Raw genomic sequence first — 23,692 nt, 5'->3', positions numbered from 1 at the left:
GCACCGGGGACGGCGCGCGGGACCGGCTGGGCGAGGCGGGACGCGGCGCCGTCGCGGACCTCGCGCTCGAGCGCGTCGAGCCGCTCGGGCGAGCTGCCGGCCCACTCGCGCAGGCGCTGGAGCTCGCGTCCCTGCGCGAACACGAGGATCGCCATGGCGACGACGGCGACCAGCGAGCCGAAGCCGATGTACGGCCCGATCTCATCGAATTTGCTGGCGAAACCGGCTGCCAGCGCAGGGACCTCGAAGGTCATAGCGGACCAGTGTAGGCGTTCGCTCCGGGTTCGAGTCCACCCGTCGCGTCGGCCCGGACCGGCGGCACCGTGGCGCCGTGGCCGGGCTGCGCATCCGTGACCGCCGCTGCCGCGCCGTCGGCTCCGCCACCCGGCGCGCCCGGCACGAGCGCCGGCGTGCGGCCCTCGGCGGCGCGGTGCACCCGCTGCAGCTCGGCGACCTTCGTGGCCACGCCGTGCGCGTCGCCCTCGAGGACGAGCAGGCCGATCTCGTCGAACATCGCCTCGACCGTGGCCGGCGTGAAGAGCGTCCGCTCCGCGCGCTGGATGCGATCCGCAGCCGTGGCGCGCGGAGTCTCGAAGGGGTTGAAGAGCTCCTCGTGGAGCTTCTCGCCGGCGCGCTTGCCGACGACCTCGATGGCGATGTCCTCGCCGGGCTTGAGCCCCGACAGCTCGATCATGTCGCGGGCCAGCTGCATGATCGCGACGGGCTCGCCCATGTCGAGCACGAGGATCTCGCCGGTGGTCCCGAGCGAGCCGGCCTGGATGACGAGCTGCACGGCCTCCGGGATCGTCATGAAGTACCGGGTCATCGCCGGATCGGTGACCGTCACCGGCCCGCCCTTGGCGATCTGGCGCTGGAAGATCGGGACGACCGAGCCGCTGGAGCCCAGGACGTTGCCGAAGCGCACGCACGAGTACCGGGTGTCCGGCCAGCGCTGCGCGGCGGATTCGACGGCGAGCTCGGCCAGCGCCTTGCTGGCGCCCATCACGGTGGCGGGCGTGACCGCCTTGTCGGTGGAGACGAGCACGAACCGCTCCACGCCGGCCTCGCCGCACAGCCGGGTCAGCAGCCGCGTGGCGATCGAGTTGTTGCGGACCGCCTCGACCGGGTTGGCCTCCATCAGGCCCACGTGCTTGTAGGCCGCGGCGTGGAAGACGGTCGTCGGGCGGTGCTCGGCGAGGACCTCGCGGATCCGGTCGCCCTCCTTGACGTCCGCGATGACCGACGCGACGGCGCCCTCGGGCACCTGGCGGTCGTCGAGCAGCTCGCGCTCGATCGCGAAGAGGTTGTCCTCGGCGTGGTCGAGGATGACGAGCCTCCGCGGCCCCACGCGGGCGATCTGCCGGCAGAGCTCCGAGCCGATCGAGCCGCCGGCGCCGGTGACGAGGACGACCTGGTCCTTCAGGTAGGACCCGACGCGGTCGAGCTCCATCAGGACGGGGTCGCGGCCGAGGACGTCCTCGACGCGGACGTCGCGGACCTGGCGGACGACCTGGCCGTCGCCGGCCTGCAGCAGCTCGAAGACCGTCGGCAGCGTCCGGACCGGGACGCCGCGCTGCCGGCCGGCGCGCAGGACGTCCGCGCGCAGCGTGCCGGGGGCGGAGGGGATGGCGATGATGATCTGGTCGGGATCGAGCTCGTCGATCACGCGCGGGAGGTCCTCGATCCGCCCGTTCACGCGGACCCCGTCGACGCGCGTGCGCAGCTTCGCGTCGTCGTCGTCGACGAACCCGATCGGCCGGAGCCCGAGCTGCGGGTTGCGGAGCATCTCCTTGAGCACCAGGCGCCCGCCCTCGCCGGCGCCGACGATCAGCGCGGTCTTCGCGGCGCTGCGGCGCGAGAAGCCCAGCAGGAGCCGGCGCTCGTCGACCGACCGGACGACCACCCGCACGCCGATGATCAGGAAGATCGCGGCGATGATCGCCAGCCCGTAGATGCTGGGCGGCGGGTACGTCGTCGTGATGCCCTCGGTCGAGCTCACCGACGTGGCCGGGTGGAAGATCCCGTTGACGCCGAGGAACAGGAGCAGGCCCACCACCACGCCCTGGCCGGTCCGGAAGTCGCTGCGCCCGTCCGTGTGGCGCCACGACCGGTGGTACCCGCCGAACGCCCAGATCGCGAGAACGACCGACGCCGCCACGAGGTACCAGGTGTGGTTGAAGAGGTTCGAGTACTTCGGCGACGCCTCCGAGACGTGCTGCAGGTCGAACCGCATCCGGAACGCGAGCCAGTACGCGCCCGCGGCCAGCACGAAGTCGACCAGCGCCTGCAAAGGCGCCAGCCGGTGGAAGTGCAGCGCGGCGGGGCGACGGCGCATCGCCCCGATTCTCGCACTTGCCCGTGCCGCTGGCGGCCGGGGTCGGTGGGCCGGGCGTCGTCGACCGGCCGCGATCGGAGGGTTCGGGAAGGACGGAGGGGCGGGCTCGCCCGGCGGAGGACGGCCCGGGGAGGACGGGTCCGAGGTCGAGAGTGCGGTGCTCCGCCTCTGGGAGGGTCCATCGCACTCTCGACCGCAGGACGAGTTCCGCGCGCCCCGTCCCGGTACCGCCCCGGCGCCCTTCCGGCGCCCCGCCCCGGCGCCGCCCGGGACCCTTCCGGCGTCTCGTCCCGGGGACCCATTCCGGCGCCGCCGGCGACCCCGTGTGCGGTGTCTGCCGCACGTCACCACCGGGGACCGTCACCATCGGTCCCGTGGACCGCGATCCCCGCCGCCCCACCGAGCACCGCCCCCCGGTCGACGACTGGGGCCCGACCGCGTGGGAGGACGCCGGGTCCGGCGACCCGACGCGGGTGGTCGACGTGCGGTCGCTGCGACGGAATGCGGACGATGCTGCCGAGGCTGCGGCTCGCGATGGTCACGACGAGCGGACCGCCGTGTCGCGGCGATCACCGGACGCGGACCGGGACGAGGCGCCGACCTCCGTGTCCCGGCGATCGCCGCGCGTGGACCGAGCGCCCGACCGCGACGAGGCACCGACCTCCGTGTCGCGGCGATCACCGGAGGCGGATCCGGTGCTCGATCGCCACGAGGACCGGACCGCGGTGTCGCGACGCGCGGCACGCCAGGCGGGACCGGACCGCACCACGCGCCTGAGCGCGCGGGCACCCCGCCTCGACGACTGGGCCGACGAAGGCTGGCCGGAGGGCGACGAGCGCGCCGGGGCCCAGGGCCTCGGTCGCTCCCCCGACGACGCGCCCGCGGACGAAGGCGTCACGCGCGTGAGCGTGCCCCGGCCGATCGAGGACGACCCCGACGCGACCACGCGCCTGAGCGCCCGCCGGGTCGGTCCCGGCGCGGGGGCCGTCGGCGCCCGGGACGTTCCGGCGCCTCGCCGGCCGACACCGCCCGACCCCCGCCCGACCGCGGCATCCGCTCCCGCCCGATCCGGACCGCGCCGGCCGCGCCCCGCGGCCGAGGCAGCCGCCGCCGGTGGCTCCGGCGCTGCGCAGTGGCACGACCGACCTGGCCCGGAGCGACGTTCCGGCGACGCCGACCCGCGGCGTGCACCGACGTCGGGCACGGGAGGCCGTGGGGCCCCGCGCACGACGCTCCCCCCGAACGAGACGCCGGGCGGAGTCTCCGACGGCGCCGCGGGCACCCCGCCCGCGCCCCGCGCCCACCGCGGCGGCGTCCCGGTCCTCCTCGTCCTGCTCCTCGCCGCGATCGGCGCGGGGCTCCTCGGCTGGATGGGCCAGACCGCGACGGCGGGGACGGTCCGCGGCTCGTGGGAGTTCTCGCGCCTCGGCGGCCCGTGGCTCGTGGCCGGCTTCGTCGGCGGCGCGATCGGCGGCTGGCGCCGTGGCGTCGGGGGCCTCGTGCTCGGCATCGTCGCGGGCGCGGTGATGGTCGGCGCGGGGTCGGTCGCCTACTACGGGCTCTCGTACTGGGACGGCGGCAACGACGCCCGCCGGGCCGCGAAGCTCGGGATCGGCTGGGGCGCCGCGGGCGTCGGGGTCGGTGGCGTCCTCGGCCTGTTCGGCGCCGCCTACGCGACCGCGCTGGGCCGGCGCCCGTCCCGCGACGGCGGCCGCGTCGTCGGCTCGTGGGTCCACGGGGCGGCGCTGGGCACCCTCGGCGGCCTCCTGATGGGCGAGTCGATCGCGCTGCTCTGGGTCTGGGATGGCGGCGGCCTGCGCGCCGTGGCCACGCTCGAGGGCCTCGGCGGCGTCGCGGTCGTCGCCGTCGGCGCGGCCGCCCGCTCGTGGCGGTTCATCGTCGGCGCGGTCCTCGCGTGCGCCGCGGCGGCCACGGTCGCCCCGATCGCGACGACGGCCCTGCGCGAGACGCTCCGCACGATCGGCTGGGCGGGCGCGTAGGACGGGGTCCGGGCTGGAAAGCCGTCAGATGCCATCGTCCGGCGAGGCGAACGTGCGACTGATACGGATGGTCGGTCTGACCCGAGGGGAGGTGGTCGCGGAATCGTCGGTGTGGGCGAGGGAATCGCAACCACCGCCCCGCCGCGGCCGCGGCCCCATCCCGAGGGCCCGAACCGACCGTGGCCGCGTCAGCCGTCCGCCGCGCTCAGCAGCAGGTCCGTCAGGACCTTCGGGTCCCGCAGGGTCCGGCCCGACGACCCGTCGTCGCCGGCGTCGCGCTTGACGAGGTCGACCTCTGTCGGGTCCTCCAGGCGGCGCAGGCGGCCGTCGGCGATCAGGGCGTCGTCGACCGCGCCCGGCTTGCCGTCGAACGTCGTGTAGACGGGGGTGCCGAGCGCGACGGCCTCGCGGTTCATCGTCCCGCCGGCGCTGACGACCAGGTCCGCGAACGCGACCAACGACGGCCCGTCGATCGGCCGCTCGGGGATCACGAAGCCGCCGGCCTCGCGCAGCTCGACGCGCTGGGCGTCGGTGCGCGGCAGCACGACGACCTGGCCCTGGGAGCGCAGGCGGTCCAGCACGATCGCGAACCGGTCGTTGTGGAAGCGGTGGTACAGGGAGACCTCGGGCGGCGTGCGCACGACCGCGAGCGGCAGGGCGGCGTCGAGGCCGAGCTCGTCGAGCACGGCGACGTCGGGCACCAGGTCCGCGAGGTAGTACTCCTCCTTGAGCCCCTCGTAGGCGCGGATCTTGCCCGTCGCGCCGTACGGCGCCAGGCGCTCGGGCGGGATGACGTCGGGCACCACGACGGCCTTGGCGAGGTGGCAGTTGATCTGGTGCTGGACCGTCGCCCACTCGTAGTCGAACGCCGTCGCCGAGGGGATCCCCAGCAGCGCCGCGGCGACGGTGACGTCGTTGGACCCGTGACCGATCGCCACGTCGAACGGCCGGGACCCGTCCGGGTGCCCGCCGACCCTGCGCGCCCAGCGCAGGAGCGCCGTCGTCCGCGACGCCAGCCCGCGCGCCTTGTCGGGCAGCCGCTCGCCGCGGTGCCGCCCGATCGCGGTGTGCTCGATCCCGAGCCGCTCGCAGAGCCCGAGCGTCTGCGCGAAGTCCCGCGCGGTGACGTCGACCTCGTGGCCCCGCGCCCGCAGGTCCTCGATGACCGGGCGCAGGACCAGGACGTGGGGGCTGTTGGTCAGGTCGATCCAGACGCGCATGGTGCGCGGACGATGGTCGCGCATCGCGGGAGGACAGGCCCGGCCCCCGGCCGCTACCGGTCCACGGCGAACGGCCTCCGCACCGGAGCGGTCGCGTGGGCGGCCGTCGCCCGCGCCGCCGACGACGCCGCGCGCGTGGCGGTCACCCGGGCGGCGGCCTTGCGGGACAGGGCCCTGCGGGACGCCGCGCTCCGGGTCTTCGAGCGCGCCTTCGTCACCGCGGTCTTGACGTAGAAGTTCGTCGACTGCGCGAGCTTGTCGTCCCACTTGATCTGGCTGTACCAGGCGCCGGGCTTGAGGTTCTTCGTCGGGATCGACGCGCGGCCGCCGGCGCTCAGGGTGACGACGTGGCTGTGGCGGACGGGGCCGCTGCGGGACTTCTTCAGGCCGATCGCGATCTTGCCGCTGATGCCGCGGCAGACGATCGTGACGCGCTCCCCCTGGCGGGGCGAGAACGGCGTCAGGCGGCAGATCGGCTGCTTCGTGCCGGACTTGCCGGTCCCGTAGATGACCGGCGGCGTCGACGCGGCGGCCGGCGCCTCGCGGACCTGGATCGTCCCGTCGGGACGCCCGGCGGTGTCGACGGCGAGGTCGGGATCGCCGTCCTGCCCGTCGCGGGCCGCGTAGACGCAGAGCCGGTAGTCCCCGACGCGGTCGGGCAGCGTCACGGTCGTCGCGATCTGGCGGGTGCCGTAGACCGGGATCGGATCGGGCGGCAACGCGAAGCGCTGCAGCGAGGTGTTCGCCGGAGCGGTGCTCTGGCACGCCTGGTCGGCCTGGTTGAGGTGCACGGACACCGTCTCCGGCGCGTTGGCGCTGGCGCTCCCGAGCAGCTTGATCGTCGCGCCCGGGTACCGCGGCCCGTCGAGGCGGACGTCCACGCCGACCGTCGGCCGCTGCACGGTGAACGTCCGGGGCGTGTAGACCAGGGTGGTCGCGTCCTGGTCGTCGGCGAGGGCGAGGGTGCCGGTCAGGCCGTAGTAGCCGCAGGCGGTGTAGATCCCGGGCTGGTCGAAGGTGATCGCCTGCGGCAGCGAGAACGGCGCCGCCGCGGGGCTCCCGGCGGTCCAGTCGTACGACCGCGAGTAGACCTCGCCGACCGTCTCCGCGTACGAGCCCGGGCAGGCCACGCCGGGCGGGAGGACCGTCAGCGCCGCCGCGGGATCGACGTCGCCGTTCGGCGCGGTCGCCGCGGTCTTCGTCGCGTCGCCCGCCAGGGCGATCCGGGTCGGGACGCCGGCCACGATCGCCGTCTGCTCGGGCGTGACCTGCCAGACGGCCGGATCGCCGACCGGGGCCGCCGACGCGGACGCGGTCAGCGCGAGGCCGGCGACGAGGGTCGTCGCGGCGGTCCCCAGCAGGGCGGGGAGGGTGACGTGGCGGTTCTGGGGCACGCCGCTGCGGAGGGTGGTGGTCATCGCGAGGCCTGCTTGCTGGGACGGGACGGGGAGTTCGGCGGGACGGCGCGCGCGGCCTTGGCCGTCGTGCGCGGGGCCTTCGCGCGGGGCGGCAGGACGACGAGCGTGATCGTGCCCGCGGGTCGGCCGTGGTAGGTCACGACGCTGGACCAGGTGCCCGGCGACAGCCGCGTGGTGCGCAGCTCGGCCCGGGAGAGGTGGATCCGCAGGGTCGAGGTGCGGATCGACGCCCGGGGGCTGCCGGCCTTCCGCAGCCGGACGCCGATCGTGCCGGTCCCCTTCGGGCAGCGGATCTTCACGCTCGTGCCCTGGCGCACGGCCACGGTGCCGAGGGTGCAGGCCATCCGCGGCCTGCCGGTGACGACGGGGGTGAGGATCGAGGTGTCGATCGGCGCGACGGCCGGCGGCAGGACCTGCACGGGCGGCGCCGTGGTGCCGTCCGCCGGCGGGGCGGCCGGCGGCGCGGGCGGCGCCGGGGGAGCGGCCTCGATCGTGATCGACGGACCGCTGCGCACGAGGTCGGGGTCGCCGTCCTGACCATCACGGGACGCGTAGACGCACAGGTGGTGCGCGCCGCCCTCGGCGGGCAGCCCGACGGCGACCGCCACCGGCCGCGGTCCGCCGTAGAGCGCGAACGGCTCGGGCTTCTCGCCGAAGCGGTCCTGGGGCGCGTTGATCGCCGCGGTGCTGCCGCACGCGTCGGCGTCGCGGTTGAGCTGGACCGTCACCGTCTCCGGAGCGTTCGCGCTCGCGCTGCCGACCAGGCGGATGGTGCCGCCGCCCTTCGGCGGACCGTCGAACGCGAGGTCGACGGCGACCGTCGGACGGGCCACCTCGATCGGCCGGGGCTGGTACTGGATCGTCGTCGCGGCCGGATCGTCCTCCAGCGACAGGAAGCCCTCCAGCCCGAAGTACCCGCAGCCCGTGTAGACGCCGGGGGTGTCGAACGTGACGGCGGGCTGCTGGTCGAACGGCTGCGCCGCGGCGTCGCCGCGCGTCCAGTGCCACGCGTCCTGGAAGGTCGCCCCGACCACCTCGGCGTAGGACGGGGCGCACGCGACGCCGGGCGGCACGATCGCCAGGCCGGCGGCGGGGTCGGTGTCGGCGTCCGGATCGGCCGGCGCGGTCCCCGTGGCGTCGCCCTGCAGGTGCACCCGGACGGGGACCCCCGCGACGACCGCGTGCTCGGGGGTGACCTTCCAGACCGCCGGGTCGCCGATCGGCGCGGCCGAGGCGAACGCCGGGAGCGCCAGCGACGGGCCCGCGACGAGCACCGCGGTCACCGCAGAGGCCCGGAGGATCGACAGGGGATGGGGGGATCGGCGCGACGCTGAGCGCCGGCGACTGGTGGACCGCACAAGGGACTCCGGGGACGGGGACACGACACGCACGCGCCCCGTCGCCGGGGGGCCGATCCGCCGATCGCCCCCACCCACACCGGTCACGCGCTGGCCCCACCATACCCATGACCGGCTGCCGCGCAACGCCATCGCGTACGGCTTGCACGAACCGGCTCGGCGTGCGACAGTCCGCCCCGTGTGTGGCACCCGTTCGTCCCTTGACGTCCCCGTTCGCGATGCCGTGAACCGTCCCCCGGAGCGCCCGTCGCGCCGGGTCGGGCGATCACTGCTGGCCGCCCTGGCGATCGCGACGCCCGCCGCGGTGCTCGCCGGTGGACCACCGGTCGCGTCTGCGGCGTCGTTCACCCAGGCCTACCCGTTCACCGGCTCTCCGGCCGGCATCGCCGGCTGGATCAACCTCGATTCGCCGTCGCCGAACCCGTGGTACACGTCGTCGATCGGCTCCGGCGGCCTGCGGATGGCCCCGACCGGCAACTTCGGGCAGATCTACGACAACACGCTGGACAACGATCAGGTCCGCTCCGGGTTCCAGGTCAACGCACCGGCCGGAGCGACGATCACCCGCGCGGTCCTCACCGGCGTCGACGCGCTGCAGCAGGACCGCCAGCGGACCCGCATCAACCTGCTGCCCCAGCCGTCGAGCGGCCAGCTGACCAACACCGAGTCGTGGGGCCGGTCGACCATCGACGACGGCGACACCCTCGCCGGCACGGTCACCCTCACCCCGCTCACCGGATCGACGGCCACCGGTCTGCAGATCCGGCACCTCACCGTGGCGTGCGGCAACGCGGCGCTCAACCAGCCCGCCTGCGGGCCCGTCCCCGCGGGAACGGCCGCCCACGCCCGCGTCACCGGGGTCACCCTGACCCTCGACGACCCCACCGCGCCGACGCCCACGATCGACGGCCCGGCGGGCGGCTGGACCACCGCGAGCACCGCCACCGTGACCGCCGACGGCCAGGACCCGCAGTCCGGCATCTCGCGCCTGGGCCTGGTCGTGAAGACCGGCGGCTCCACCCGCCGCCCCGTCCTGGGCACCTGGAACCAGGACACGACCGGGGGCTCGCTCCCCGGCTGGGCGACCACCCGCTCCAGTCCGTCGACGATCGCGCTGCCGCGCACGGGGACCGTCACCGTCGCGACCGTCGCCCGCAACGGCGCGGGCACCGAATCGACCTCGACCCCGATCACCATCCGCGTCGACCGCACCGCCCCGACGATCACCTGGCCCAAGAAGCTCCAAGGCGGCCAGACCGCCACCATCCGCGACACCCAATCCGGGATCGCGACCCTGACCGCCAAGGTCGGCGGCAGGACCGTCACGACCAGCTGCACCCCCGGCGCCAAGCAGTGCAAGGTCAAGATCCCCACCACCGCCAACGGCACGCTCCGCATCACCACCACCGACCAAGCCGGCAACGACACCACCGGACAACGCACCGTCATACCCCGACCGAAGAGCAGCGGCAGCAGCTCCGGCAGCAAGAACGGCTCCAAGGGCGGCACCAAGAAACGACCGACCCACAAGCCCGGCAGCAAGAAGCCCACCGCCAGCTACTGCAGAAAGCACCCCAACGCGAGGGCGTGCCACGCGAATCCACCGCGAGGATCGGTCACGAAGGTCGACCAAGATCGGCTGCGCCTTCTACTTCGCAAGCTCTCCCAGGGACCAAAGGACCGGCTGACACTTCGACAGATCCTCGATCTCATCGCGAAGTACCGGCGCCAGAACGTGACCCCGGCGTTCGCCGCCGAACTCGCCCGTCTGCGGACAGCCGTCGGCACGACGTTCTTGACGCAATCCACCGAGCTGACAGCGGCGAGTGCTGAGGTTCCCTCTGATACCGAGGAGTCCGACTTTCCCAAGGTCGTTGCGGCTCCTCTCGGCAGCGCTTCCTCGAGCGCGGTGACACGAAGCGCGTTGATCCACGCGGTAGCCCGAAGCAGATGCTTCCGTGTGGGCCTGAAGTACCGCATCGCGGTATCGCACAGCGACCCGGAGGGAGGCCTCCTTGACAACTTCCGGCTGCTGAAGGTCGGCACGGACTGGAAGCGCGTGAGCTCCACGCAGATCCGCCCCTGCCCGGACTCGAAGCTCGCCGAAGACGACTCGACAACCGGGACGCTGACTCGCGCAATGAGCAACCTGGACTGGCGGGGACATTCGGAGCCCTCCTACGGGCGGTATGGCAAAGCTGGGCGGGGAAGCGCAGCCGTCACCCGACACTTCGCCAAACTGGAAGCGGAATGCGCAGACAAGGGCGTGCTGGGGTTCTGCGGCATCGAGGCCAATCTCGAACTGCGCTATGCGGTCGCCTACACAGGCCGCCAGTACAACTCCTACATTCAGTTCTCCAGCGACGCGATCCAGACGCCCAGCCGGCTTTGGAGGCTGCGGCGCGGCAAGGCGAGTGTCCCGTTCAAAGGCAGACCAGACATCGGAGTCAAGCACTGCGCGCGCTTCGACCCCGTCGATCGGAAGCGGTGCGACGGATGAGTCAGCTCTCGAGCCGGTTGTGGCGAGTGCGCATGGCTGCGTTCATGGCCGGCGCGATCGCGTTCGTCTCCCTGAACACTGCGCTGCTGTCAGATGCCGACGCTCGGACGGACGGCGAGTCGCGAGTGGTCGTCACGTTCTCTGATGACGGACTCTCTATCCCGATCGCCACGATCTCGGGGTCGGGGCGCGTCAGGATCAGATTCCGAACGAACGCTGCAGCGCTCGCAGTTGGGCTGACGTCACGTTCGTCTGGTCGGTCGTTCCGTTTCGTCCGTTGCACCCGGAAGGCGCGACGAAGCGGCGCCCGCTGCCCGGGGTGGCGCAATTTCACCAAACGGCCCAACGGCTGGGAACTGCGGTTCACAGCCCCCAAGGGGGTCACGGACTTCGTTGCCGCCACGCAAGTGAACGGCGAGATTCACGGAACCGCGGGTGGCTACCTGCGCCGCCGATAGCGATGAGCCGAAAGCGTCGGTGGGCATTCCGCGTCATCGTCCTGGTGGCGGCAATCGGGATCTACGGCCTGTATGTCATGAGCACCCGGGGCGGCCCGACATTGGTCGTCAGCAGCTGGGGCGAGCGACCTAGTGACCTGCAGCCGCCGCGTTCCCCCAAGGTCGTCGGGCCGCTGCGGATCGGGAACTGGCAAGGTGCGCCAGTCCAGTTCGAACGTTTCACACCGACTCGCCACCGGTCGTGCGTGACGGTCACCGACTGGCGTGTCGTCCCTGACATTCGCGCGCACGTCGCGGGCCTGCGGTGGCGCGCGATCACCTCCGACGCCCTCCCCGGAGGACGCGGCGCGAAGGTGCCGACCAGCGACAAGCAGCCGACGGCGCTCTACCTGAGGATCGCGCCGCTTCCCGGATGCTCCGTGTCGTCCGGTCAGCCCTCCGAGCTCCGCGTTGAGTACCGCCGCGGGAACCACTCCGGCCTCGTGACAACGATCGTGGGCGTCACGACAAGATGACGTCAAGACGCCGGAGAGCCGTGCACGCGCGGTCCGCGCGGCGGCGGAGAACGTGATCGGCACGTCCAATCCGCGGTACCGGTCGGGCTACGGGAGCGTCCTGCGCGAGGCGATCTATAGCCTCGACTGCCGCGGCGGCGGGGAAGTTACGCAAGGCTTCAGCCTGTCCGCCGGCTTCCGCGGTATCGAGTTCGGCATCGGGACCACCAGCAAGTGGACGTTCCCACGGTCGTGCTCCTTCCAGAACCACCGATTCACGGTGAAGGTCGGGTACTCGAAGTCTTACCCGCCAAAGCTCCTCACCCCCGAGGTGTACTTCCCGCAGACAAACTCCACGCAGCGGATTCGCTTCACGAGCCAGGACGGCGAGCAGAAGGTTCTCGGTCCCGACGGGAAAGAGGACAAGATGGCGACCACGCCGCGCGGCTTCTGTCGTGGAAGCAACGCGTCCTCCAACGGCATCTGCCGTTCTCGATAGGTCGGTGCGAGGATGCATCTCCAGAGCAACACCGTGAATCCTCATGGCCGCCCGGGGGGGGGACCGCGACCAATGCGACAGGTCCAACCGGATGAGACGGCCGCGCCCCACGACGTACCTCGGGCTCGTCGGAGTCGCGTGCGTCGCGTTGGCGGGCTGCGGGAACGCCGATGTCCCGCCTCGAGCTGAGGTTCGGCCCCTCGGGGGCGACCAGAAAGTCGCCGTCCTCGCCGCTGGCGATCGCGTGGTCATCCCCATCGCCCGAGTGACGGTCCCAGAAGGGGTGCAGATCAGCGTCGGTGCGTACCAACCACGATCAATCCGCACGGACGGCCGAGAAATCGAACGCTTCGCCCCCGGAGTCGACATGATGCTCTGCCTGTTCCCAGGCCGAGCAGCAGGACCGGCGACATCCGGCGCGCGGGCAGGTGAGGCACGCCGATGCCTCGAGCCGAGGAACGGACCAGGAGAGTGGACGTTCGCAGTGCTCGCGCGGGCCCGACGATCAGCCACCGCAAGTACCTCTCGACTCGTCGCGCCGCAACTCGACAGCGGAACCATCAAGCGTGGCGTCGAGCCGCGCGGCGCCACGTCGCGCGGGCAGGAACCGTTCTCCGTACCGATCAACACGCAATATCGCCTGCCCCATGTCGAAGCACGGGCGATCGTCGCGGACCGCCTACCGAAGGTCCTTCCGGACGACACCACCCCGGAGCACGCTCGGAAACCCCGCGTGTCCGTGACCGCACGACCACGATGAGAGATCCCGACATCATGCACGCCTCCACAGCCGCGAACACCCCCCGTCGCCGGCAAGCCTGGATCGTTACGGTCACGACGTGCGCAGTTGCGCTCGTGGCTGCCACTCCGAGCAACGGCGGCACGCGCCACCGCATGTCGTCTGTCGAGAGCTGGGGGTCAGTCAAGGTCTCCCGAACCTACTCGCGCGTAGGAAAAGCCCGGGTGCCGGTGATCCGCGTTCGCACCGCGGCTCGCGAGGTCGTCGTTCAGTACGGCTTCGGAAACACGGGCTTCTCGGCAGGCCGTTGTTCCCCTTTGGACTCGTGCTCTGGGTACAAGCTGTTCTCCCGCGTGCGCGGAGGATGGCGAGTGACGCTCCGCGGAGCGGAGCGTCGGCGATCGATCGACGGGACGGTCGTGGCCACCGACCGCCACGGGACCGTCACCGGGGGTGCGTTCTTCGCCATCCGATGAGGTCGCTCGTCGAAGTCCGCTGACACGACGGTAGATACATGCCCCGACGAGCTCTTGGACATCACGCCCGCGTCGCGGGTGTCACGCTGACCCTCGACGACCCGTCGCCCCCGACCGCGACGATCAACGGCCCGGCGGGCGGCTGGACCACCGCGAGCTCCGCCCCGGTGACCGCCGGCGGCCAGGACCCGCAGTCCGGCATCTCGCGCCTGGGCCTGGTCGTGAAGACCGGCGGCTCCACCCGCCGCCCCGTCGTCGGCACCTGGAACCAGGACACGACCGGCGGCTCGCTCCCCGGCTGGGCGACCACCCGCTCCAGTCCGTCGACGATCGCGCTGCCGCGCACGGGGACCGTCACCGTCGCGACCGTCGCCCGCAACGGCGCGGGCACCGAATCGACCTCGACCCCGATCACCATCCGCGTCGACCGCACCGCCCCGACGATCACCTGGCCCAAGAAGCTCCAAGGCGGCCAGACCGCCACCATCCGCGACACCCAATCCGGGATCGCGACCCTGACCGCCAAGATCAACAGCAAGACCGCCACGACCAACTGCACCCCCGCCGCCAAGCAGTGCAAGGTCAAGATCCCCACCACCGCCAACGGCACCCTCCGCATCACCACCACCGACCAAGCCGGCAACGACACCACCGGACAACGCACCGTGCGCCCCCGGCCCAAGGGCGGCGGTGGCGGCCCGGGAAGCGGCGGCGGCTCCAAGGGCGGCGCGAAGAAGCCCCCGGCACGCAAGCCCGGCAGCAAGAAGCCCACAGCGAGCTACTGCAAGAAACACCCGCTCGCGAAGGCTTGCACCGGTGCGTCGGCCGGCTCGAGCCCGATCAGACGGCAGGACCGCGCGACGCCACGCGGGACGAAGGTCTCGAAGGTCTCGAAGGCCAAGAAGTCGAGCGTGCCCCGGGGGTGCCGCCAACGTGCGCTCGCGCTCAGTGGCGCCGGGTCCTTCGCGATCAACAACCTCTGCAGCACCGACGACATCCTCTGGCGGGGCAAGCCGTTCAAGGGGACCTGCCAGGGTAAGCACGACGTCAAGGTCAAGGGCAAGATCAAGCGCGTCCCCTACGTCGGATGCCGCTACCAGGTCCAGCAGATCCGGCCCCAGGGCCAGCGCTCCGGCTACTACTGCGCGATCGTGCCGCTCGAGTCGACGAACGCCAACCCCGGCCCGGCGGGCAGCGGCATCGGCAAGTCCTCCGGCAAGAAGCTGAAGGTCAAGGTCAGCAAGGGAAAGGACCCGTGCTCGAAGGACCTGCGGAAAATGTGCAGCGACGGCTACAAGGACTGCAAGAAGAGCCTCGTCGCGGAGTACATCAAGCGCTGCAAGAGCAAGAAGCCGTACATCCCGCTCTCTGCGATGGCCGCGATGGTCAACGCCTCGACATCCGCCGGAACCACGATCGACCTCAATCTGGAGTACCTCACCGCCCGCAAGTACCAGCTGCCGCTGTGCACGGGGGTCAATCCGATGCCCGACAAGCCCGGCACGAAGAAGCCCAAGCGCGGCCAGAACGCCTCAGGCCCCGTCGGCGACTCGCAGATCACCTTCACGTGCGCGGATGCACTCCCGATCGATCAGCCGCCCGCGGCGGCGGCGGGTCAGCCTCCTCTCCCTCCGCCGCCGACTCCGAAGGCGTCGTGGCGATGGCTGTCGAAGGACGGAAAGTACGTGATGGTCCGCTTCGGTCCCGAGGTGCTCGGAGGGTCGCACTGGTCGTTCGTTCCCGTCGAGGCACTTCTCGGACCGGCCCCGCCGGCGGCGGTCTCCGCCCGGGCGAAGGCGCTGTGCCGGCTGAGCGAGCAGCTAACAGATCCAACACAGAATCCGACGATCACGATCGCCGGCCAGCACACGAAGGTCCCGCAGTGGGGCAACGTGCAGGTCTGCGGCGTCTTCGCGACGAGGTAGAGGACACGATGAGCAGGAACACCGGCATGACCCCCCTCCACCCCAGAACCGTCACGATCAGGGCGCTGGTGGCGACCCTCGTCGCGGTCGCTCTCGGCACGACGGCCAACGCGGCGGAGGCCGCGAAGCGGTGGCCGCACAGTCCCGAGTTCGACCGGCCCGAGCGGACGCTGCCGGCCAAGAGCACGTACAACCGCAAGCTGAAGCTGCTCGGCGGACGCGTCCTCCTGCAACGGATCGACAACTCCAGCAACTACCTGAAGTACAACGGTGCCACCCGCGGCGTCACCGGCATCACGATGTTCCGGCTGGTCTACCGCACCAACCACGCACCCACACCGCCCAAGCTCGGCGGCGACGTCCGCGCCACCGCCACGATCGGCCGCACCATCTTCCACGACGGCTACCAGTGGAAGACCTTCATCGGACCGTTCACCCGCCGCGCCACATACGCCCCATCGAACTGCTTCGCCAAGCGCGTGTTCCTGCCGACCAACGACCCCGCCTACCAGATCGGCAAGACCCTGCCGATACGGATCACCTTCCCCAGGACCCGCCAGCAGATCACGCTCCCTTCGACGATCGTCGAAGGGACGTTCGCCGGATTCGGCAGCGATCTTCCGACCGACGCCGTCTTCCCCGGAAACGGCACGCCGCAGATCACCGACGCCACCGGGATCGGCTGCCCCGCCACCAAGGACCAAGGCAGCGGATCCATCTACGCACCCGGAGCGATCTCGCCCGCGTCGCTCCTCCCGCGGCGCTACGGCGTGCCGCGACTACCGCGTTGATCGCCGACGTCGAGCGGTGGAGGCCCGTACCGATCCGACGCGGAAAGGGTCGGCGCTTGGCGGTACGGCCGAATCCCCTGCGACCTGGGTGCCGCATCGCGATCGCCGTGCTGTCCTCGGAGCGCCTGACCGCAGGATGGATGGGCCACGTTGCTGACTGACACGCAGGTCGGCCCCCTCGCAGCCGCGCAGGAAGACGCGCACGAGCTGATCGGCTTCGACGGCGGCCAGGTCCTCTCGATGGGCCTGATCGCCGTCGTGGTCGTCGCCACGGTCGTGGCGATCAGCGCGTTGTTGGGCCGGCGCAGGATCCTCCTGCCGACCGCCTGGTGGTGCGGGCTCGCGGTCGCGTGCTTCGTGCTCGCCGCGGGGGCCACGGCGCTGTGATGCGACGGTCGTCGTCAGCTCGGCTCGGGATCCCCGCCTCGGCAGCATCGTTCGCGATCCGTTGAGCCGATGACCGGACCACCTTCCGTGCCCCTAATCGCCATACCGTTGACAACGACCGAGCGGGAGTTCTTGGTCCAGGGCCTTTCGCAGTGGAAAGGCCCTGCGCGACCGACTGAAGCCCTCTCAGCACTTTTTGGGTACAAGGACACCGCCGCGCTGGATGCAGGATTCGAGCGGATTCAGGACGCCATCGAGCGTCGCGAGCCCTTGCCCGCTGAGGACTGGCATCGGACGCTTCTTGCCACTGAACTGGCGTTCGCGAGCGACCTGCACGGGGCCGGAACCGAATGGTCCACCGTGACGCGGTTCAGCGACACCGAGAGCATCGAACTTCTCCGCAGCCTGCAGCACAAGCTGGCGGGGCTCCTCTAGTGTCGTTGAGCTGGATCGGAGCTCTCGCTCTGGCTCCGGTCTCTCGTCGCGGCTCTACGCGTACCCGATCACCGCAGACGGCGACGTTGCGTGGTGCGTCACGAACTTTGGGGCGTTCATGTCCTCGAAGACTCGTGGGAGGAGGCGGCCGCCCACGACGGCGGCGACCCGGGCGGCGACCTCGGGCCGGACAGGTGGAGACCACGCCCGAGCGGCCTCTGAACCGTGAGACGCGTGACCACTGACATCAGCTACCTCGGTGACGCGCACGGGCGGTGCGACATTCGCGATCCGCTAGCGGCGGTCCTCGGCTGCTCCCGAGCTTCGCACTGGGCGAGCCCGGCCCGCACACCGCTCACCATTGCACTGTCAGTCGCGCTTGGTACGTGCCTGCTGACTGGGTGCGGCTCCTCCTCCGACGCGGTCCCGCGCCCGTCCCTCCGGCTCGTGGCCCCTCGGGAGAGCACGCTCGTCCTGGCCCCCGGGCAGCAGGCCGCCGTCCCGATCCTGGTCGCCCGAGTGCCGGAGGGCGCACAGCTGCGGGACGTCGGGGACACACCGACCGCCCACGATCTCATCAACGGAGTCCTCGAGGGACGCCCCGACACGCGACTGCCGGGGACGACGCTCGCCACGTGCTTCGTCCGCGGGGCCCGTCGGAGGGCGTGGCCCGGGGCCGTTCGATGCCACCACGGCGTCGCGGTCGGGCGTGGCAGCTGGACGCTCGTGGCCCACGCCACCGTCGCGCACAGCCCGCGCACGAAACTCGGGATGGCGGCGATCTCAGGCTTCGCGCTCACCGCAGACGCGCGCTACGACGAGGACACCGGCAGGCTGGCGCCCGACGCCGCGTTCCGCACAGTCGACCGAATCGACGTCCAGGACGCACACGTGTCCGTCCACGTCGTCGACCGTCTCCCGGCCGCACTTCCCCAATCGGACGATGCACCGGAGCCAGGCCGCATCGTCATCGACGACGTCCGCCCGTGAGCACCCCCGGGGCGACGCAGCGAAGATCGAGGCTGCGGCGTGGCAAGGCGAGTGTCCCGTTCGAAGCCAGACCAGACATCGGGTCAAACACTGCGCGCGCTTCGACCCCATGGGTTGCGGTTCTGCATCAGTCCGGGCATCCGCCTTGTCCCTCACCGACGGCCGTGCGAGAGTCAACCCCGTGTGTGGCACCCGTTCGTCCCGTGACGACCCCTTTGACGACCCCGCGACGCCGACGTCGCCGTTGAGCCGATGACCGGACGGTCGGCCGTGACCATCCGTCGCGCTCGGGGAATCGGCGCGATCAGCGTCGCCGCCACGTATGTGCTCCTGACGACGACCGGCTGCGGGGGCGACGACGAGCCGAAGGCCCCTGCGGCCCGGGCGACGATCTCGCTCGTCGCCCCCGGACAGACCTCGGTCGTCGCACGTCGCGGCCAGGACATCGCCGTCGCGATCGCGACGGTGCGCGTGCCTCGTGGGACACAGGTACGACTCACGGCCTCGACGCCGGACGCGCAGGATCTCCGCGGTGGTCGCCTCCGGACGGCCGCGGACCAACGACTGGGCGGCACGGCGCTCGACACGTGCCTGACGAAGGACCACGTCATCGCGCCGACGTCACACCCGGTCTGCGTACCCGAGGCCACCGGTCCGGGGACCTGGAACGTCGCCGTCCTGGCGAAGGTCTCGACGCGAGCGGACCTGGGCGTTGCGACCATCTCCCGGATCTCCCTGGCCAGTGGGACGCAGGAGCCGGCCCCCGGCGCGTCGGCGGGATCGCCCACGTACTTCCGCGACGACACCCGGTACGACCTCCGTGACACCGCCGTCTCGGTCCAGGTGGTGGACGAGCTTCCCTCCATCGTCGCGCCGACAGGACGACGCGGGTCCGTCGACGTGCACCGCGATCTCCCATGAGCCGCGAGAGCCCGCAGGGACCCATCGACACGCTGGCCGAAGACCGCGCCGCCGGCGAACGCGCGCGTCCGGTGCACCGCAGAACCGCCGCGTTCCCGGTCCTGACGGTCGTCCTCGCCGCGACCGTTCTCGCTACGGCGGCCACCAGCGCGGAGGCCGCGAAGCGCTGGCCGCGCAATCCCGAGTTCGACCGACCCGAGCGGCCGCTGCCGGCCAAGGGCACCTACAACCGCAAGCTGAAGCTGCTCGGCGGACGCGTCCTCCTGCAACGGATCGACAACTCCAGCAACTACCTGAAGTACAACGGTGCCACCCGCGGCGTCACCGGCATCACGATGTTCCGGCTGGTCTACCGCACCAACCACGCACCCACACCGCCCAAGCTCGGCGGCGACGTCCGCGCCACCGCCACGATCGGCCGCACCATCTTCCACGACGGCTACCAGTGGAAGACCTTCATCGGACCGTTCACCCGCCGCGCCACATACGCCCCGTCGAACTGCTTCGCCAAGAGCGTGTTCCTGCCGACCAACGACCCCGCTTACCAGGTCGGCAAGACCCTGCCGATACGGATCACCTTCCCCAGGACCCGCCAGCAGATCACCCTCCCGGCGACGATCGTCGAAGGGACCATGGCGGGATTCGGCAGCGACCTCCCCACCGACGCCGTACTGCCGGGAAATGGCATGCCGCAGATCACCGACGCCACCGGGATCGGCTGCCCCGTCACCAAGGACCAAGGCACCGGCTCGATCTTCGACCCCGGCGCGATCTCCCCCGCGTCGCTCCTCCCGCGACGCTACGGCGTGCCGCGACTGCCGGGCTGACCGATGGGACACACCACGAGCAGCCGTCGACGCAGATTCCGGATCGCGCGGGCACCGGTCCTCGCCCTCGCGGCGGGTGCCGGTCTGGCCGCCGCGGGCTGTGGCGGCGATCGCACCGGCACGGAGGAGCAGCCGCGGGCCGTCGTCCGGGCCGTCGGCAGTGTCCCGCAGCTCGTGGTGCTGCGTCCCGGCGACGGCATGGACGTCCCGATCGCCCGGGTCCGCGTGCCGGCCGGCCTGCAGGTGCGCACCGGCTCCTACCTGCCACAGTCGCGCACCGTCGTCGGCGTGGACGCCGACGACGCCGCCCCGGGCGTCCGCGTGCGTCCCTGCTTCGCCGAGAGCCGGAGGACCGATCCCGCCGCGAGGCCGACGGCGTCGAAGAAGTGCCGGCTGTCGGTGACGGGCCCGAGTGACTGGACGCTCGTCGCGCGGGCCCAGGCCGCCAGGGGGGCGAAGGCGGGCGTCTCGCGCATCAGCGCGGTGCGACTCGTCAGCGGGGGCGTCCGGACCGCCCGCGCGGCCGAGGTCCAAGGCGGCGCGACGATCTTCTACGCCTCCGACGACACCGGGTACGAGCTCCGCGGCGTCGCCGTCGACGTCGCGGTCGCCCCGCGCGTGCCGGTCACGATCCCGGGCGCACCCTGGCCCCCGCCGCCGGGACGACCCCGCACCGACGTCACCGACCTCGGGGATTGAGGACGCAGATGCGCAGGACCGAGAACCCACCGCAGGCGGGCCGCCCCCGGGCCACGTGTGCGCGTTCCGCAAGACGCCCGGGCCGAGGATTCCCGATGCCTGCCGAGCGGTCGTCCCGTGCCTCCACCACGGTGCCCCCGGCGCCATGACCCGCCGCCTGCGGACCTGCTCGGCCGCGGTCGGCCTCGGCATGCTGGTCGTGGGTACCGGCTGTGGCGGCGACGAGCGCCCGCGCACCGCGAGGCCGTCGATCGAGATCGTCGCCGCGAAGGAGACCTCGGTGGTCGTGCAGCGCGGCCAGCGGGTGGCGATCCCGGTGGCGGTGGTGACGGTCCCCCGCGACGGGCAGGTGCGGTTCGTCGCCCTGACCCCGGACGCGTCGGTCCTGCGTGGGGAGCGGCTGCGGATCGCCGCCGACCAGCGACTCGAGGGCGCCCGGCTGTTCGGCTGCCTCCGTCCGGGCCGGATCGTGCGGGCGACCCGGTCCACGTCGTGCGCGGCGACGGTCACCGGTCCGGGGACGTGGACGGTCGTGATCGACGCCGCGATCGCACGCCGGGCGCAGCTCGGGGTCGCGAAGGTCTCGCGGATCTTCCTGGCCGGCGGCACGCGCGTCCCGGACCAGGCCGGGGCGCCCACGCCGTTCCGCGACGACGCCCAGTACGAGCTGCGCGACACCGCCGTCTCGGTGCAGGTCGTCGACCGGCTGCCGGCCGTGTCGGTCACCCCGGGCGCCGGGACCGGATCGGTCCACGAGACCCCCTCCGGCGGCTAGCGTCGGCGGGGTCCCGCCAGACCCGCGAGCCGGCTGGTACCGGCGGCGTTCCCCTCGACCCGGCGGCCGCCCCGCGACCCGCCGCTGCTCAGCCGCCCGCCGAGACCTTCCCCACCGGCGCCCGGACGACCTCGAGGAACGCGTCGGCGATCCGCCGGTAGCCCTCGGCGTTGGGGTGGAAGTCCGCGCCGGCGCCGCAGAGGCGGGTCAGGCGGCAGGTGGTGTCGACCGCGGCGGTGGTCGCCGCACCGTCGCTGCCGAAGGCCCGGTCCACGCGGGCGACGACGAAGCCCTCGTCCGCGAACGTCCGGCGGATCGTCGGGTTGGCCTGGCGGCGGACGATGTCGTGGAAGGCCAGCGCGGCCTCCTTCGCCAGCGGCTGGCGCACGAGCGCGACAGCCGGGTCGTAGTACGTCATCGCGGCCAGGACCGTTCGCGAGCCGGCGGCGTCGTGCAGGCGCTTCGCCACGTCCTGCAGCTGCGTGCGGACGGTCGGCAGGCCCGCGGCGAAGCACGAGCGGACCTTCGCGGCGTCGACCCCGGCGCAGCCGATCAGGTCGTTGGCGCCGATGTCGATGGTCAGCAGCGTCGGCCGGTCGCCGCGGGCCTTGAGGTACGACTCCGCCCACGCCAGCTGGCTGGTCGCGGCGTCGCGGTTCTCGTACGGCGGCGGCGTCGGCGCGGCGGGGCCGCACTCCTTGCCGCCGTCCAGCAGGCTGCCGACGGTCGCGCCGGAGCAGCCGATCCGGGTCAGCGCCACCGGGGTGCCGGCGGTCTTCAGCAGGCCGGCGAGCTGGTCCGGGTACCCCTCGCGGGACGTCGCGAAGGTCCCGTCCTTGCGCTGGACGCCCTGGGCGAGCGAGTCGCCGAGCGCCAGGTAGGCGGTACCGGACGCGGCCGGGTCGGGGGTCACCAGCGCCGGGTCGGACGCGGTGGTCGTAGTGGCCGGCGGCGGAGACGCGTCGTCGTTCCCGCCGCCGCAGCCGGCGAGGGCGAGGCCGGCCAGCGTCAGGGCCGCGGCCACGGCCGCCCGGCGACGGGTGGCCGGCCGGCGCCCGGAACCCGGCGCGTCGTCGGCCGGCACCCCGTCGCGGGCCGCAGCCCGACCCGTGCCGCGCCGCCCCCGCATCACGCCAGCACGGCCCCGACGGCCGCCACGACCTCGTCGACCTGGTCCTGCGTGATCGTCGCGCTGACCGGCAGCGCCAGGTGCGTGCGGGCCAGCTCCTCGGTGACCGGCAGCTCCGCGAGCCCGTCCGGCTGGAACTGCGCCATCGGCGGCTGCCGGTGGACGGGGGTGCGGTAGTAGCCGCGGGCGCCGATGCCGCGCGCGTTGAGGCCGGCCTCGAGCTCGGAGGCGCGCTCGGAGCGCACGACGTAGATGTGCCAGGCCGGCGTGGCACCCGGCGCGGCGACCGGCATGCCGACGAGCTCGTCGAGGCCGGCCCGGTGGTAGCGGACGTGGGTCGCGGCGCGGTGGCCGGCCCAGCGGTCCAGGTGCGGCAGCTGGACGCGCAGGACCGCGGCCTGGAGCTCGTCGAGCCGGCTGTTGTAGCCGATCTCGACGTAGTCGACCTTGTCGGCGCTGCCGTGGAAGCGCAGCGTGCGGACCTTCTCGGCGATCGCCGCGTCGGAGGTCGTGATCGCCCCGCCGTCGCCGAACCCGCCGAGGTTCTTGGAGGGGTAGAAGCTGAACGTCGCGACGTCGCCGAGCGCGCCGGGCCGGCGGACGCCGTGCTTGCCGGTCGGGTCGCCGTCGGCGGTGAGCGTCGATCCGGCGGCCTGCGCCGCGTCCTCGAGCACCGGCAGTCCGGTCACGGCGCGGATCTCGTCGATCGGCGCGACGTTGCCGAACAGGTGGACGGCGATGATCGCCTTCGTCCGCGGCGTGACGGCGGCCTTCACGGTGTCGGCCGTGACGCACATGGTCTCGGGATCGACGTCGCAGAAGACCGGGATCGCACCTGTCGGCGGGATCGCCTCGGCGCTGGCCCAGAACGTGAACGACGGGACGACGACCTCGTCGCCGGGACCGACGCCCAGCGCGCGCAGGGCGATCGTGATCGCCTCGGTGCCGTTGGCGACGCCGATCGCGTGCTCGGCGCCGATCCAGTCGGCGAACTCGCGCTCGAACGCCTGGGTCTCCGGCCCGAGGACGAAGCGCCCGTCGGCGGCGACCCGCAGCAGCGCCGCGTCCAGCTCAGGGCGCAGGGGCGCGAGCGCGGTCGCGGTGTCGAAGAGCGGCACGGCCATCAGGCAAGGGTACGGGCCGGGGCGCCGCGGTCCGCCGAAGGGTCGGCTCGGGTCCGTCGCGGCTCCGCCGGCAGGGACGGGCGCCCGGCGAACCCCACACCGGGACGGACCGCACGTGCCGTCGGCGGCGCCCACGGTGCACCGGGTCCGACGGACGGGACGCCGCCCGACGCGTGCCCGTTCGTCCCGCGG

At 72.6% G+C, this 23,692-nt stretch carries 20 protein-coding genes; 13 read left to right on the top strand and 7 right to left on the bottom strand.

Annotated elements, in window-relative coordinates:
• Both AB0L40_RS10995 and AB0L40_RS10990 read right to left on the bottom strand, forming a co-directional pair.
• The coding region (locus tag AB0L40_RS10995; RefSeq protein ID WP_364353532.1) for a hypothetical protein at positions 1-254 on the bottom strand (254 nt) is incomplete at its 3' end.
• Entirely contained in the window at positions 251-2,335 is a 2,085-nt protein-coding gene (locus AB0L40_RS10990) for a nucleoside-diphosphate sugar epimerase/dehydratase (protein WP_364353529.1), read from the bottom strand. The genes AB0L40_RS10990 and AB0L40_RS10995, both read right to left, overlap by 4 nt.
• A gap of 695 nt (positions 2,336-3,030) precedes the next feature.
• On the opposite strand from AB0L40_RS10990, the gene AB0L40_RS10985 reads away from it, so the two are divergent.
• Complete coding sequence (locus AB0L40_RS10985) at positions 3,031-4,335, top strand: hypothetical protein (protein ID WP_364353526.1); 1,305 nt, start codon at positions 3,031-3,033, stop codon at positions 4,333-4,335.
• 188 nt (positions 4,336-4,523) lie between these two features.
• On the opposite strand, the gene AB0L40_RS10980 is transcribed toward AB0L40_RS10985, so the two are convergent.
• From AB0L40_RS10980 to AB0L40_RS10970, 3 genes are read right to left on the bottom strand one after another with little or no spacing between them, the layout of a single operon-like run.
• A complete protein-coding gene (locus tag AB0L40_RS10980) occupies positions 4,524-5,555 on the bottom strand; it encodes a DUF354 domain-containing protein (RefSeq protein WP_364353523.1) in 1,032 nt (343 codons plus the stop codon).
• Between the two features lie 53 nt (positions 5,556-5,608).
• Positions 5,609-6,973, bottom strand: a complete 1,365-nt coding sequence (locus tag AB0L40_RS10975) for a hypothetical protein (protein ID WP_364353520.1) — start codon at positions 6,971-6,973, stop codon at positions 5,609-5,611.
• Positions 6,970-8,256: a hypothetical protein gene (locus AB0L40_RS10970; protein ID WP_364353517.1), complete on the bottom strand. Its 1,287-nt coding sequence runs from the start codon at positions 8,254-8,256 to the stop codon at positions 6,970-6,972. The genes AB0L40_RS10975 and AB0L40_RS10970 overlap by 4 nt, the downstream gene beginning before the upstream one ends.
• A gap of 298 nt (positions 8,257-8,554) precedes the next feature.
• Between AB0L40_RS10970 and AB0L40_RS10965 the strand changes: the two genes are divergently transcribed.
• The 12 genes from AB0L40_RS10965 (at position 8,555) to AB0L40_RS10910 (ending at position 21,247) form a co-directional block, all read left to right on the top strand.
• Entirely contained in the window at positions 8,555-10,831 is a 2,277-nt protein-coding gene (locus AB0L40_RS10965) for a hypothetical protein (protein WP_364353514.1), read from the top strand.
• Positions 10,832-11,291: 460 nt separating this feature from the next.
• Positions 11,292-11,804, top strand: a complete 513-nt coding sequence (locus AB0L40_RS10960; protein WP_364353511.1) for a hypothetical protein — start codon at positions 11,292-11,294, stop codon at positions 11,802-11,804.
• Between the two features lie 52 nt (positions 11,805-11,856).
• Positions 11,857-12,282, top strand: coding sequence for a hypothetical protein (locus AB0L40_RS10955; RefSeq protein ID WP_364353508.1), 426 nt, complete (start codon positions 11,857-11,859; stop codon positions 12,280-12,282).
• Positions 12,283-13,535: 1,253 nt separating this feature from the next.
• Positions 13,536-15,422 carry a hypothetical protein gene (locus AB0L40_RS10950; protein ID WP_364353505.1) on the top strand — a complete coding sequence of 629 codons (1,887 nt, stop codon included), beginning with the start codon at positions 13,536-13,538 and terminating at the stop codon, positions 15,420-15,422.
• A gap of 26 nt (positions 15,423-15,448) precedes the next feature.
• Positions 15,449-16,213: a hypothetical protein gene (locus tag AB0L40_RS10945; RefSeq protein ID WP_364353502.1), complete on the top strand. Its 765-nt coding sequence runs from the start codon at positions 15,449-15,451 to the stop codon at positions 16,211-16,213.
• Positions 16,214-16,363: 150 nt separating this feature from the next.
• Entirely contained in the window at positions 16,364-16,600 is a 237-nt protein-coding gene (locus tag AB0L40_RS10940) for a hypothetical protein (protein WP_364353499.1), read from the top strand.
• An 87-nt stretch (positions 16,601-16,687) separates the two neighbouring features.
• Positions 16,688-17,035 (top strand): hypothetical protein, encoded by a 348-nt coding sequence (locus AB0L40_RS10935; RefSeq protein ID WP_364353497.1) that lies wholly within the window; start codon positions 16,688-16,690, stop codon positions 17,033-17,035.
• A 447-nt stretch (positions 17,036-17,482) separates the two neighbouring features.
• Positions 17,483-18,025, top strand: coding sequence for a hypothetical protein (locus AB0L40_RS10930; RefSeq protein ID WP_364353494.1), 543 nt, complete (start codon positions 17,483-17,485; stop codon positions 18,023-18,025).
• A 270-nt stretch (positions 18,026-18,295) separates the two neighbouring features.
• Entirely contained in the window at positions 18,296-18,946 is a 651-nt protein-coding gene (locus AB0L40_RS10925) for a hypothetical protein (RefSeq protein WP_364353491.1), read from the top strand.
• Positions 18,943-19,773, top strand: coding sequence for a hypothetical protein (locus AB0L40_RS10920; RefSeq protein ID WP_364353488.1), 831 nt, complete (start codon positions 18,943-18,945; stop codon positions 19,771-19,773). The genes AB0L40_RS10925 and AB0L40_RS10920 overlap by 4 nt, the downstream gene beginning before the upstream one ends.
• A 3-nt stretch (positions 19,774-19,776) precedes the next feature.
• Positions 19,777-20,472, top strand: coding sequence for a hypothetical protein (locus AB0L40_RS10915; RefSeq protein WP_364353485.1), 696 nt, complete (start codon positions 19,777-19,779; stop codon positions 20,470-20,472).
• A 145-nt stretch (positions 20,473-20,617) separates the two neighbouring features.
• The gene (locus AB0L40_RS10910) at positions 20,618-21,247 is read left to right on the top strand and encodes a hypothetical protein (protein WP_364353482.1); all 630 of its coding nucleotides are present in this window, start codon (positions 20,618-20,620) and stop codon (positions 21,245-21,247) included.
• Between the two features lie 88 nt (positions 21,248-21,335).
• Here the strand turns inward: AB0L40_RS10910 and AB0L40_RS10905 are convergent, their stop codons facing one another.
• Both AB0L40_RS10905 and AB0L40_RS10900 read right to left on the bottom strand, forming a co-directional pair.
• Positions 21,336-22,271, bottom strand: a complete 936-nt coding sequence (locus tag AB0L40_RS10905) for an SGNH/GDSL hydrolase family protein (RefSeq protein ID WP_364353479.1) — start codon at positions 22,269-22,271, stop codon at positions 21,336-21,338.
• Positions 22,272-22,375: 104 nt separating this feature from the next.
• Positions 22,376-23,500 (bottom strand): DegT/DnrJ/EryC1/StrS family aminotransferase, encoded by a 1,125-nt coding sequence (locus AB0L40_RS10900; protein WP_364353476.1) that lies wholly within the window; start codon positions 23,498-23,500, stop codon positions 22,376-22,378.
• Between the last annotated feature and the right edge of the window lie 192 nt (positions 23,501-23,692).

The organism is Patulibacter sp. NPDC049589 (genome assembly GCF_040675535.1).
GTDB lineage: Bacteria > Actinomycetota > Thermoleophilia > Solirubrobacterales > Solirubrobacteraceae > Patulibacter.
This window is presented reverse-complemented; position numbering and strand designations above follow the sequence as displayed.